Genomic DNA, 12,651 nt, shown 5'->3' on the forward strand with positions numbered 1-12,651 from the left:
CCGCGCCGCCCGCGCCGTGGGCGTCCCCGACCGTGACCAGCCGGGTACCGCCCAGGACCACGTACCCGGCGTAGTAGACGAGCAGCAGGCCGGTGAGCAGGGGCAGCCCGGCGCCCTGCCCGTGGGTGTGGTCGGAGGACCCCGCCCCCGAGCCGCTGCCCGGGGCCAGCAGCATGTAGACCATGGTCAGCGAGCCCAGCAGGTGGTGCGCGTGGTGCGGGCCGCCGCGCAGCAGCCACAGCGCGTGCAGCGCGGCCCCGCAGAAGACCGCGCCCAGCACGGGCGCCTGCCAGCCGCCGCCCAGCCGGAGCGGCACCGCCATCAGAGCCATGCCGAACCCCATCGCCGCCTCCCCGGCCGCCGGTCCGCCGCCGGCTCTGCTCGCGCGCCGCAGGCAGTACGCGCCGCTCGCCGCGCAGAGCAGGACGAGGAGCCAGGCGGAGACGGAGGTGGAGAGGGACGTGGCGGGACCGTGCACGGCGGAACCTCCCGGTTCGTCGGCTTCACGGGAAGAGATGCCCCCTTCACGCGGCCATCACGCCGGGCGCGGTTAGGCTCTGTGGGATCACCGCAAGCAGCACGTCGCAGACCTCGCGCAGAACGGAGCCCTCGATGCCGAGCGCCGCCCCCCAGGCCCTGACCTACCGCAGCGCCGTGGAGGCGGACATCCCGGCGCTCGTGGAGCTCGTGGAATCGGCGTACCGGGGGGAGTCGAGCCGCGGGGGCTGGACGACCGAGGCCGATTTCCTGGACGGGCAGCGGACCGACGCCGAGGACGTGGCCCGGATCGTCGGGCATCCCGAGGGCATGCTCCTCGTCGTGGAGCGCGACGGCGGGATCGTCTCCTGCTGCCACCTCGAACACCGGGGCGACCACGTCTACTTCGGCATGTTCGCGGTCCGCCCCGGACAGCAGGGCGGGGGCCTGGGCAAGGCGGTCATGGCGGAGGCCGAGCGCCGCGCCCGCGAGCAGTGGGGCGCCAAGGAGATGCGGATGACCGTGATCAACGTACGGGAGGAGCTCATCGCCTTCTACGTGCGCCGTGGTTACGAGCGCACGGGCGAGATGAGCCCCTTCCCCTACGGGGACGAGCGGTTCGGCGTCCCGCTCCGCGACGACCTGGCCTTCGAACTGCTGGTCAAGACGCTGTAGTCGCGGGGGCGGGGCCCGCGGGCCGCCCGTGGGCCGTCCGGCGAACCGCCGCCCGCTGTGCGCGGACCGCCGCCCGCTGTGCGCGGACCACCGTGCGCCTCGTGCGGACCGCCGTGCCCGGTCCTCAGGCGGTGAAGCGGCCCGTGGAGCGGATCTCCGGGAAATCGGTGAGCACGCCGTCGAGTTCGAGGGCCCGCGCCAGCCGCAGCCGCTCCAGCGTGTTGACCGTCCACCCCGTCACGCGCAGTCCGGCCTCGTGCGCCGCCTCCACGGTGTGCAGGGTGAGGTGGCCGATGTTGAGGGCCACCGTTTCCGCGCCCGCCAGGGCGGCCCGGGCGACGACCTCACCGGCGTCGGCCGGGGTCTGGTTCGCGTACAGCACGGTCCGTACGCCCGGCACCAGGCGGGCCGCTTCCACGAGCACGTCGTCGCGGAAGGAGGCCACTTCCACCCGGCCGGTCAGATCGCGGCGCAGCAGCAGCTCCGCGAAGGCCCCGACGGCGGCGAGGTCGGGGACCTGGATCCGGAGCGGGGCGCTGACCGCCTCGACGACCTCGTCCAGGACCGGCACGTGCTCGCCGTCCCCGGCGTCCAGCCCGCGCAGTTCGGCAAGCGTCAGATCGGCCACGGCACCGGAACCGTCCGTGGTCCGGTCCACCTCGGCGTCGTGCAGGACGACGAGGGCGCCGTCCTTGCTGAGCCGCACGTCCAGCGCGATGACGTCCATGCCGGATCGTTCCGCGCGTACGAACGACCGCAAGGTGTTCTCCGGTTCGACACCCATGACCCCGCGGTGCCCGATGGTGAGGAAAGTCAAGGTTCTCATCCTTCCGTCGACGGCGGCTCCCCGCGCGGTCGCGGTGTCCCGACCGGCCGCGCGCGATGTGAGGCGCATGCTAGTGCGCCTCGCGTGCGATGAAACCGCCTTTGCGGGGCCTCCGCAACGCCGTCCGGCCGGTCCCTGACGGGCTCGCCGGGGGCTGGGGAGCCCCCGGCGCGGCCCGCGTGGTCACCCGGGGGTGGGCGCGTCCCCGCCGGCTTGACGTTCCTGCCCGCCGAGGCCCTCCAGATCCGCGAGCAGCGCCCGCGTCAGCTCCAGTTCGGCCAGGTGCTGGCGCTCGCTCCAGCGCAGGGCGAGCACCGGGAAGGCCCAGTCCGGCTCGGCGGCCGCGTGGGCCAGGGCCTCCCGTACGGCGGCCAACTCCTCGGTGGTGCGCTCCAGATGCTCCGTCACCATCCCGCGCAGCCGTTCCGGCTCGGCCAGGTGTCCGAGCCAGACCCGCAGCAGGAGCCCGTGCTTGAGCACCGGCGGGCCCGCCTCGGCGACGTCGGAGGCCCAGCCGGCCAGCGCCTCGCGCCCCGCGGGGGTGATGCCGTAGCGGCGCTTGGCCCGCACCTCCTCGGGCCCCGAGCGGACGGAGGCCGCGTAGCCCAGTTCCTCCAGGCGGCGCAGTTCGGCGTAGATCTGGCTGATGGCTGGGGACCAGTAGAAGAAGCGCAGCGAGGAGTCCGCCCACTTCTTCAGCTCGTAGCCGGTCCGCTCCCCGGGGAAGGAGAGCAGGCCCAGTACCGCCCAGGCGGTCGGCGGAAGCTCTTGCTTCTTCGACGTCTGACTACTAGTCATATTTCGAATAGAAGTGAGACCGGGTACGGGACGCAACCCTGGAGGCATCGTGAAATTCTCCGTGATCTTCGAAGCTCAGCTCGCCGACCCGACCGTGGAACGGGAGCACCAGGTCATCCGGGACTGCGTCGAGCAGGCGGTGCTCGCCGAGCAGATGGGGTTCGACCGGATCTGGGCCGTGGAGCACCACTCCTTGAAGTGGTACGCCCACATGAGTGCTCCCGAGGTCTTCCTGACCTGGGTGGCGGCCCGGACCAACACCATACGCATCGGGCACGGAGTCGTGTGCATGCCCTTCGCCTTCAACCACCCCGTCCGGGTCGCCGAGCGGGCGGCGATGCTCGATCTGCTGTCCGGCGGGCGCGTCGACCTCGGGGCCGGGCGCGGCGGGACCGTGCAGGAGACCTCGCTCTGCGGGGTGGACAAGGACCGCACCACGGCGGAGGTCGAGGAGGCCCTGCGGATCATCGGGAAGGCCTGGCAGGAGGACGAGCTGGAGTACCACGGGGAGCTCATCGACATCGATCCGCACCCGATCCTGCCGCGGCCGAGCCAGCGGCCCCATCCGCCGCTGTTCCTCGCGTGCAGCCGGGCCGAGACCCTGGTGCAGGCGGCGGAGCTGGGCGTCGGGGCGCTGGTGATGGGATTCGCCGGGCCGGAGTCCATCGCGGGGATGCGCTCCGTCTACGACGCCGCGATCGCCGGCCGGGACGGCGGCCGCTTCGTCTCCACGGCCGTCAACGACCACTTCTCGGTGCTCTGCCCGACGATCGTGCTCGACGACCCCGAGGAGGCGCGCCGGATCGGGATCCGGGGGCAGCGGTTCTTCGCGCAGTCCATCGGCCACTGGTACGGCGGGGCGGGGGTGCCGGACGAGGCCGTGGTCGCGGGAGCCGACGAGGGGGCGGAGATGCGCAGGGCGGCCGAGCAGGTCGTGGCCCGGCTGCACGAGCAGGACATCCCGGTGCGGCCCACGGCCACGGCCACCTTCAACGCGGACCACGCCTACGGGAGCGCGGACGAGGCGATCGCGTACGTGGAGCGGCTGCGGGAGGCGGGGGCCGACGAGATCATGTGCCTGATCCAGATGGGGACGGTTCCGCAGGAGGCCTGTCTGGAGACGCTGCGGCAGTGGGGCGAGAAGGTCATCCCGCACTTCGCGAGCCAGCGTGCGTAGGGGCGCCGCCGTGACGGACGTGACGGACGTGACTGCCAGGGCCGCCGGGGCCGCTGGAGCCGCTGCGGCCGCCGGGGTCTGCGGGGTCGCCCGGGGTGACCGGCTCGATCCCGCCGCCCGTCCGTACGCCGACGCGCTGGCCTCCCTCTTCCCCGACCTCGGGGGGCGCGTCACCGACGCCGGCGAAGCCCGCCGGATCCTCGCCGCCGTGCCCGCGACGGCCAGGCCGGCCGTCGTGGGCGCCGTGGAGGACCGGGAGGTCCCCGGGCCGGCCGGGGCGCCGCCGGTCCCCGTACGCGTCTACCACCCCGACCCGGACCGCCGGCCCGGGCCCCGGCCGACCGTGGTGTTCTGCCACGGCGGAGGCTGGGTCCTGGGCGACCTCGACAGCTACGACGCCACCGCGCGGGCGCTCTGCCGGGCCTCCGGCGCCGTCCTGGTGTCCGTGGACTACCGGCGGGCGCCCGAGTCCCGCTTCCCCGCCGCCGTGCACGACGCGTACGCCGCCCTGTGCTGGGCCGCCGCGCACCTCGACGAACTCGGCGGTGACCCGGCCGCCCTGGTCGTGGCCGGCGACAGCGCGGGCGGGAACCTCGCCGCCGCCTCCTCGCTCCTCGCCCGCGAGTGCGGTGGCCCCGCCGTCGCGCTCCAGGTGCTGATCTACCCGTGCCTGGACGCCGCCCGGGACACCGGGTCCTACCGGAGCAACGCGGCGGGCTACTTCCTGACCGCGGCGCACCTGCGCTGGTTCTGGGAGCAGTACCTCGGCCCCGACGGCGACGGCGGTGATCCGCTGGCCTCCCCGCTCGCCGCGGACCCGAGGGGGCTGCCGCCCGCGTACGTGGTGGCCGCCGGCTGCGATCCGCTGCGGGACGAGGGGGAGGCGTACCACCGCGGGCTGCTCGCGAGCGGGGTCCGATCTGTCCTTGACTCCCACCCCGGGATGTTCCACGGGTTCCTCGCGCTGGCCGGAGTGCTCCCCGAGGCACGCCAGGCCTTGGCGCGACTGGGCGAAGCCATCGAATCCACGCATAAGAACGGGAAGACTTCCGGTGAAACCGGGGGTGACGCAGGATAATTTCCCGGATCTCCTCTTGAGTGGAAGAGCCTCCACGTTTACGCTGTGGCGACGTGAGGTTCTCCTGTGGAGGAAGTGACATGACGGAAACTCTTGTGCCGGGTATCGGCGGCGCCGTGATAACCGCCGGTGACCGGGTGGTCGACCACCCGGCATGGCCCGAGCTCAAGGCCGCCGTGGAGGAGATCCGGCCCTGGCAGTCGGCCGACGGCTCCATCGACTTCGAGGTCGAGGGGGCGCACATCCGCGCCGCCGCCCCGGCCGCGGTCGAGCGCGTGATCGCGGGCATCGAGACCCTGTCGCCGCTGCTGCCGCACGATGCCGCGTACCACCGCGCCCTCGTCGCGGACCTGCGCAAGTGGTCCGACGGCGGCTTCGGCGTGCCGGACTTCCTCGACTCCCTGATGGCCTTCGCGCCGGCCGCCGAGCGCGCCGACGGGCTGCAGCACCTCGTGGTCTTCCCGATGTACACGCAGAACGGCAACCCGGACCGCAACCTCGAAGCCGTCGTGCTGAAGATGGTGTGGCCCGAGTGGCTCTCCGAGCTGGAGCGCACCCGGTACGACAACCCGCTCTTCCTCGGCATCACCTTCGAGGACTTCACCCCGGGCTACGACACGCACTCCGCCGTGCTCTTCCCGGAGACCATCGCGGTGCGCGAGGCCCCCGAGCGCTTCACCTGGGGCGGCATCTTCTGCGACCGCGAGGCCGCCCGCTACCGCAAGGTCACCGAGGCCGCCGTGGACATCCTGGGCATCGAGCTGCCCGAGGACATCGCCCGGATGGTCGAGGACCAGGAGCGCTGCGAGAAGGCCTTCGTCCTGTGGGACATGGTCCACGACCGCACGCACAGCCACGGCGACCTGCCGTTCGACCCCTTCATGATCAAGCAGCGGCAGCCGTTCTGGATGTACGGCCTGGAAGAGCTGCGCTGCGACCTCACCGCCTTCAAGGAGGCCGTGAAGCTGGAGTCCGAGGGCAACGAGCACGGCCGTGACGTGCAGTACGCCGTCCTCTTCGACCGGATGTTCCGCTTCCCGGTGTCGGGCGACCGCAACCGGAACTACGACGGCCTCGGCGGCCAGCTCCTCTTCGCGTACCTCCACAAGCACGACGTCGTGCGCTGGACGGACAACACGCTGAAGATCGACTGGATGCGCGCCCCGCAGGTCACCAACCAGCTCTGCGCCGAGATCGAGGACCTGTACCGGGCCGGCATCGACCGCCCGAAGCTCGTCCACTGGTTCAAGGCGTACGACCTGGTCGCCGAGTACCTCGCTCCCCACCCGGGCTCCAAGTGGGCCAAGGGCCCCGACGCCCTGGACCTGACGCAGCCGCCCCGCAAGCTCGTGGACGACGTGCTTCCGGACGAGTTTCCGCTGAGCATGTTCTATGAGGCCCTGGCCAAGAAGCTCAAGGGCGTGATCGCCTCGACCAAGGGCATCACGGCAGGGAACGCCGCGCGGGTCGCCGCGTGAGCACTCGCCCACAGGAGGCTGCACAGATGAACGGCTCCGGTAACGGGAACGGGAAGCTCAATGGGGCGGTAGTGGCGGTGGCGGGGGCCGGCGGACCCGCCGGCCGTGCCACCCTGCTCCGCCTCGCCGAGGCGGGCGCCGTGGTCGTCGCCTCCGACGCCGACCCGGCGCGGCTCGCCGAGGCGGTGGACGCCGCGCGCTACGCCCACGGCGGCGCCACCATCACCGGTGACACCGTGGACCTGCTCGACCTGGAGGCCTCCAAGGCCTGGGCCGAGCAGATCGAGAAGGAGTTCGGCCGCATCGACGGCCTGGTCCACCTCGTCGGCGGCTGGCGCGGAAGCAAGACCTTCACCGACGTCGACCTCGCGGACTGGGACTTCCTGGAGAAGCTCCTCATCCGTACGGTTCAGCACACCTCGCTCGCCTTCCACGACGGGCTGCTGCGCAGCGACCGCGGCCGCTACGTCCTGGTCAGCCAGTCCGGTGCGCACAAGCCGGTCGCCAACAACGCCGCGTACAACGCGGGCAAGGCGGCGGCCGAGGCCTGGACGCTCGCGATGGCGGATTCCTTCCGCAAGGCGGGTGGCGAGGACGGTCCGGGCGCCGCGGCTGCGATCCTGGTGATCAAGGCATTGGTGCACGACGCGATGCGCGCCGAGCGTCCCAGTGCGAAGTTCGCGGGCTTCACCGACGTCAAGGAGCTGGCCGAGGCCATCGCCGGCGTATGGGAGCGGCCCGCCACCGATGTGAACGGACAGCGCCTGTGGCTCACCCCCCAACCGTGAAGACCGGAGCCGTGAAGACCGCGATACGCAAGTCCGCCGCGAAGACCGACGCCCGCCGGCACCACGACCCGGCGGTGCGCGGTTTCGCGAGCGACAACTACGCAGGGGTACACCCGGAGATCCTCGCGGCCATCGCGCTGGCCAACGGCGGCCACCAGGTCTCCTACGGCGACGACGAGTACACCGAACACCTGCAGACGGTGTTCCGCGGCCACTTCGGCCCGCACGCCGAGGCCTACCCGGTCTTCAACGGCACCGGCGCCAACGTGACGGCCCTGCAGGCACTCACGGACCGCTGGGGCGCGGTGATCTGCGCCGAGACGGCGCACATCAACGTCGACGAGGGCGGCGCGCCCGAGCGGATGGCGGGCCTCAAGCTGCTCACCGTCCCCACTCCGGACGGCAAGCTCACCCCCGAGCTCATCGACCGGCAGGCCTGGGGCTGGGAGGACGAGCACCGGGCGATGCCGCAGGTCGTCTCGATCACCCAGAACACCGAGCTCGGCACGGTCTACACCGTGGACGAGGTCCGTGCCATCTGCGAGCACGCCCACGCCAAGGGGATGAAGGTCCACCTCGACGGTGCCCGGATAGCCAATGCCGCGGCCTCGCTCGACGTGCCGATGCGCAGCTTCACGAACGCGGTCGGCGTGGACGTGCTGTCCTACGGCGGCACCAAGAACGGCATGATGGCCGGCGAGGCCGTCGTCGTGCTGAACCCGGACTCCGTCCGGCAGATGAAGCACATCCGCAAGATGTCGATGCAGCTCGCCTCCAAAATGCGCTTCGTGTCGGTGCAGCTCGAAGCGCTCCTCGCGAAGGACCTGTGGCTGCGCAACGCCCGCCACGCCAACGCGATGGCGCAGCGGCTGGCGGCCGGTGTGCGCGAGACCGACGGGGTGGAGATCCTCTACCCGGTGCAGGCGAACGCGGTGTTCGCGCGGCTCCCGCACGAGGTCTCGCGTCGGCTGCAGGAGCGCTACCGCTTCTACTTCTGGGACGAGATCGCGGGCGACGTCCGGTGGATGTGCAGCTACGACACCCAGGAGGAGGACGTGGACGGCTTCCTCCAGGCCCTCAAGGAAGAGCTGGCCCGCTAGCCCTTCCGCGAACCCCACGCCAAAAATCTATAGGCATGCAGAGTCATGCATCAGTATGCTCCTGGATCATGGAAATGATCCAGGAGCATACTGACCTCGCCGCCTATCTGGCCGCCGATGATGTGGTAGATCACGGTCATCCGCTGGTCGAAGAGACGGCCGACGCCCTGTGGACCGCCACGGGCGATGAATATTCATACGCCAAGGCGGCCTTCGAGTTCGTCCGCGACACCATCCCGCACTCCGCCGACTCCGGCGACGACCGCGTCTCCTGGCGCGCCTCCGACGTCCTGGCCACGCGCAACGGGATCTGCTACGCGAAGGCCCACGCGCTGACCGCACTGCTGCGGGCCCGGGGCATCCCGGCCGGCCTCTGCTACCAGCTCCTGGGCGACGACGACGGATCGAACCTCGTCCTCCACGGCCTCGTCGCGCTGCGCCTGCCCGGCAGGGACGACTGGTCCCGCGTGGATCCCCGGGGCAACAAGCCGGGTGTGGACGCCCAGTTCACCCTCGATCGCGAACAACTCGCCTTCCCCGTCCGCACGGAGCTCGGCGAGGTCGACCACCCGGAGCTGTACGCGGCTGCGCATCCGGTCACGCTCAAGGCGCTCCAGGAGTCCGCGGACCGGTCGGCGTTGTGGCGGAACCTGCCGACAGGCCTGTAGTCGAGGGGCCTGTGGTCGACGGGCGTGCAGTCGGTGGCCCGGCGGCTGTGGCTGCAGCAGCGGCCGCGTCACGTGCGGGGCCGCGCGTCGCCACCGCGGTGTGCAGCAGGGCCGCGGCCAGTTGCAGGGCGGCGATCGCGAGCACCAGGATCCAGGGCGGCGCATCGGCCGCGAGCCCCACGAGCGCGGCGCCCGTCGACGCGGCCGTCACCTTCAGCCCGGCGCCGAGGGTGAACACCTGGGTCCGTGCCTGCGGGGGCGCGAACTCCGAGCGGATGCGCAAGGTGGCCGTCAGCAGCGGGCCGTCGCACACCCCGGCGGCCGCGAACGCCACCGCCGTGAGGGGGACGGACGGGGTGAACGCCGCCGCCGTCAGCGCCACTCCGGTCGCCGCCATGGCCCAGCGGGCCAGCCGGCCCGGCGGCACGGACGTGATCCGGCCCAGGGTCAGGGAGCCGGTCAGGGCGCCCACGGCGAAGGCGGTCATGAGCACCCCGCCGCCGCCCGGGCTGTCCAGCGCGGTGGCCAGCAGTACCGCGGTCGTGGTGAGCGCCCCGATGCCCACGAAGGCCAGGGTCGTGGCCGAGGTGACGGCCCGCAGTTCCCGGATCCGCCACAGGGCGGCCAGTCCGGCACCCAGCCCGGCCCGCGGTGCGCCGGGGGCGGGTCCCGGGTCCGGGTCCGCGTAGGGGAGGGTTGCCGCAAGAGCCGCCGCCAGGGCGCCGGAAGCCGCGAGCAGGGCCATCGCCGGACCGGCCGATCCGAAGGCCGCGACCAGGCTGACCGCGGCCGGAGCGGTGACCGCGGCGCCGTTGTAGGTCGATGCGTCCCAGCCGTACGCCCGGTCGCGCGCGGGACCGGCCGGAACCAGCCCCGCCACCAGGCTCGACAGCCCGCCCGTCACCATCGGCCCACAGGAGCCGCCGAGCACCGCCACCGCGAGCACCACCGGGGTCGGGGCCCGCCCGAGCAGGAGCGCCAGCGCCGCCACGGCCGTGGTGAATCCGGCCAGGGCTCCCACCTGGAAGACGCGGGGCCGTCGCGATCTGGCCGCGGCGGCGCCCGCGAGCGGAGCCGCGAGCACGTGCGGGGCGAGCCAGGCGGTCAGCACGAACGCGCCGTGGGCGGCGCTCCCGGTGCGCTGGAGGGCGAGCAGCACGACGGCCATGGCCATGCCCTCGGAGGCGAAGCGCGCCGCCAGTGCGGCGGCCAAGTACCGCCCGAGCCCCGGCATTCCGGCCCCCTTTCGCCAGGTGACGTGGCAGAGGGGTGCGAGGTTACGGCATCCGGACGTACCCGTGTATGGCGAAAGGATCGCTGTTTTCGGTCAATAGGAAACCTTCCTGTCTGACATCGTTGTCCGCTTGGCATGCGCATGAGTATCTTCGGCCGCAGGAATCCCCCCACGGACCCTCCGAAGGAAGGCGCTCCCTTGCGTTACGGAGTCCCCGCCGGGCTGCTTGCCGCGGCCCTCGGCCTGGTCGCGGCGCTGACCCCCGCCCCCACCTCCGCCGCCGTCACCCCCCACGCCCCCGCCGTAGCCGTAGCCGCACCCGCGGCCTTCGCCCACCCCGGCGTCCTGAACAGCCGCTCCCAGCTGGACTTCGTACGCACCAAGGTGCGGGCCGGGCAGCAGCCGTGGAAGGCGGCCTTCGACACCATGCTCGCGAGCCGGTACGGCTCGCTGTCGCGGACGCCCAAGCCCCGCGAGGTCGTCGAGTGCGGCTCCTACTCCAACCCCGACATCGGCTGCACCGACGAGCGGGAGGACGCCATAGCCGCGTACACCGACGCGCTCGCCTGGTACATCACCGGCGACGCCCGGTACGCGAAGAAGTCGATCGAGCTGATGGACGCGTGGTCCGCCCGGATCAAGGACCACACCAACAGCAACGCCCCGCTGCAGAGCGGCTGGGCGGGCTCCACCTGGCCGCGCGCCGCAGAGATCGTCAAGCACGCCTACACCGGCGGCTGGCCGAACCAGGGGCGCTTCGCCACGATGCTGCGCGAGGTCTACCTGCCCGAGGTGATCGGCGGGAAGCCGAACAGCAACGGCAACTGGGAACTGATCATGATGGACGCCGCCGTCGGCATCTCCGTCCACCTCGACGACCGCGCGAGCTACGACAAGGCGATGGCGATCTACCTCGGCCGGGTGCCCGCCTACTTCTACCTGGCCTCCGACGGGCCGCAGCCGAAGTACCCGCCGCGCTCCACGATCGACACCAGGAGCGAGCTGATCGGCTACTGGCACGGTCAGAGCACCTTCGCCGACGGTCTGGCCCAGGAGACCTGCCGGGACTTCGGCCACACCGGTATGGGCATCGCAGCGACCATGCACGTGGCCGAGACCTCGCGCATCCAAGGGCGCGACCTGTACCCGGAGTTCAAGGACCGCTTCCGCCACGCGCTGGGCTTCCACGCCAAGTACGAACTCGGTGAGGCCGTGCCCTCATGGCTGTGCGGCGGGAGCCTGACCAAGGGCCTGGGCCCGGCGACCGAGGTCGGGTACAACGCCCTGCACACCCGGCTCGGCGTCACGATGGAGAACACCCGCAGGCTCACCGAGGGCCGCCGTCCGGCGGGAACCGAGAACCACTTCGAGGCGTGGGAGACGCTGACCCACGCCGAGAACCCGGGCTGACGCCCCCCGACGGCAGACCGCGGCCCCGCCCATCAGGCGGGGCCGCGGTCGTGCGGAAGGCTCAGGCCGGCCTCAGCCGGCTTCCTTGACCTGCTCCGGGGTCGGCGCGGTGCCGCCGAGGTGGGCCGGCAGCCACCAGGAGTCCTCGGCGCCCTTGGGCTTGGCCGGGTAGGCGGCCTGGGCGGCGTCCAGCAGCTCCTGCACCCGCTCGCGCAGTCGACGGGTGATGGCCCCGGCGTACTGGTCGGTGGGCGCCTCCAGCGGCTCGCCCACCCGCATCGTCACCGGGATGTGGCTGCGCTTGAGGTCCTTCGGGCGGCCCTTGGTCCACATCCGCTGCGTTCCCCACAGGGCCACCGGGATCAGCGGGACGCCGGCTTCCTGGGCCATGCGCGCCGCACCGGACTTGAAGCTCTTGAGCGTGAAGGACTGGGAGATCGTCGCTTCCGGGAACACACCGATGATCTCGCCGGAGCGCAGCGAGTCGAGCGCGTGCTGGTAGGCCGTCTCGCCCTGGGCGCGGTCCACCGGGATGTGCTTCATCGCGCGCATCAGCGGACCGGAGACCTTGTGCCGGAACACCGATTCCTTGGCCATGAAGCGGACGAGCCGCTTCTGCGGGCGCGCGGTCAGCCCGGCGAAGATGAAGTCGAGGTAGCCGATGTGGTTCGACACCAGAACCGCCCCGCCCTTGCGCGGGATGTTCTCGGTGCCCTTCATGTCGATGCGGACGTCGAGCGCACGGAAGAGGGTGTGCGCCGCACCGATAACCGGGGGGTAGACGAACTCAGCCATCGTGGGGAGACCCCGCTTTCTGCCTGGAGGTGCTCCCGGCCGGAAGTTACGGCAGCGTAGGTACGCGGCCATGGGGATCGTGCCCCATACGGGAGCCGCAGGCCAGCCCAGACGCCCGTGCCAGGGGAGATTCTCGTCACGCCGGGA

Annotated in this window: 13 protein-coding genes; 8 read left to right on the plus strand and 5 right to left on the minus strand. The window is 72.0% G+C overall.

The genetic code is table 11. The features are described from left to right. The coding region (locus ABZY57_RS12620; RefSeq protein WP_356511035.1) for a DUF5134 domain-containing protein at positions 1–478 on the minus strand (478 nt) is incomplete at its 3' end. Between the two features lie 134 nt (positions 479–612). Here ABZY57_RS12620 and ABZY57_RS12625 point away from each other — a divergent pair. After that, entirely contained in the window at positions 613–1,152 is a 540-nt protein-coding gene (locus ABZY57_RS12625; RefSeq protein WP_356511037.1) for a GNAT family N-acetyltransferase, read from the plus strand. 124 nt (positions 1,153–1,276) lie between these two features. On the opposite strand, the gene ABZY57_RS12630 is transcribed toward ABZY57_RS12625, so the two are convergent. Next, positions 1,277–1,969, minus strand: coding sequence for a glycerophosphodiester phosphodiesterase family protein (locus tag ABZY57_RS12630; RefSeq protein ID WP_356511039.1), 693 nt, complete (start codon positions 1,967–1,969; stop codon positions 1,277–1,279). A gap of 192 nt (positions 1,970–2,161) precedes the next feature. Next, the gene (locus ABZY57_RS12635) at positions 2,162–2,776 is read right to left on the minus strand and encodes a PadR family transcriptional regulator (RefSeq protein ID WP_356511041.1); all 615 of its coding nucleotides are present in this window, start codon (positions 2,774–2,776) and stop codon (positions 2,162–2,164) included. Positions 2,777–2,825: 49 nt separating this feature from the next. On the opposite strand from ABZY57_RS12635, the gene ABZY57_RS12640 reads away from it, so the two are divergent. The 6 genes from ABZY57_RS12640 (at position 2,826) to ABZY57_RS12665 (ending at position 9,065) form a co-directional block, all read left to right on the plus strand. Beyond that, positions 2,826–3,953, plus strand: coding sequence for an LLM class flavin-dependent oxidoreductase (locus ABZY57_RS12640; RefSeq protein WP_356511043.1), 1,128 nt, complete (start codon positions 2,826–2,828; stop codon positions 3,951–3,953). 10 nt (positions 3,954–3,963) lie between these two features. Next, positions 3,964–5,031: an alpha/beta hydrolase gene (locus ABZY57_RS12645; RefSeq protein WP_356511045.1), complete on the plus strand. Its 1,068-nt coding sequence runs from the start codon at positions 3,964–3,966 to the stop codon at positions 5,029–5,031. An 80-nt stretch (positions 5,032–5,111) separates the two neighbouring features. Further along, positions 5,112–6,509: a DUF6421 family protein gene (locus ABZY57_RS12650; RefSeq protein ID WP_356511047.1), complete on the plus strand. Its 1,398-nt coding sequence runs from the start codon at positions 5,112–5,114 to the stop codon at positions 6,507–6,509. 26 nt (positions 6,510–6,535) lie between these two features. Next, complete coding sequence (locus ABZY57_RS12655) at positions 6,536–7,297, plus strand: SDR family oxidoreductase (RefSeq protein ID WP_356511049.1); 762 nt, start codon at positions 6,536–6,538, stop codon at positions 7,295–7,297. After that, complete coding sequence (locus ABZY57_RS12660; protein ID WP_356511051.1) at positions 7,294–8,397, plus strand: low specificity L-threonine aldolase; 1,104 nt, start codon at positions 7,294–7,296, stop codon at positions 8,395–8,397. Before ABZY57_RS12655 ends, ABZY57_RS12660 begins: the two co-directional genes overlap by 4 nt. Positions 8,398–8,465: 68 nt before the next feature. Next, complete coding sequence (locus tag ABZY57_RS12665) at positions 8,466–9,065, plus strand: transglutaminase family protein (protein WP_356511053.1); 600 nt, start codon at positions 8,466–8,468, stop codon at positions 9,063–9,065. Here ABZY57_RS12665 and ABZY57_RS12670 read toward each other — a convergent pair. Then, positions 9,001–10,299, minus strand: a complete 1,299-nt coding sequence (locus ABZY57_RS12670; RefSeq protein WP_356511055.1) for an MFS transporter — start codon at positions 10,297–10,299, stop codon at positions 9,001–9,003. The genes ABZY57_RS12665 and ABZY57_RS12670 overlap by 65 nt on opposite strands. A 255-nt stretch (positions 10,300–10,554) precedes the next feature. Here ABZY57_RS12670 and ABZY57_RS12675 point away from each other — a divergent pair, with 255 nt between their 5' ends. Continuing rightward, on the plus strand, positions 10,555–11,709 hold the full coding sequence (locus ABZY57_RS12675) for an alginate lyase family protein (RefSeq protein ID WP_356511131.1): 1,155 nt from the start codon (positions 10,555–10,557) through the stop codon (positions 11,707–11,709). Between the two features lie 72 nt (positions 11,710–11,781). On the opposite strand, the gene ABZY57_RS12680 is transcribed toward ABZY57_RS12675, so the two are convergent. Then, entirely contained in the window at positions 11,782–12,504 is a 723-nt protein-coding gene (locus ABZY57_RS12680) for a lysophospholipid acyltransferase family protein (RefSeq protein ID WP_356511057.1), read from the minus strand. Between the last annotated feature and the right edge of the window lie 147 nt (positions 12,505–12,651).

The sequence above is a fragment of the Streptomyces sp. NPDC006450 genome, assembly GCF_040612195.1.
Classification (GTDB): Bacteria; Actinomycetota; Actinomycetes; order Streptomycetales; family Streptomycetaceae; genus Streptomyces.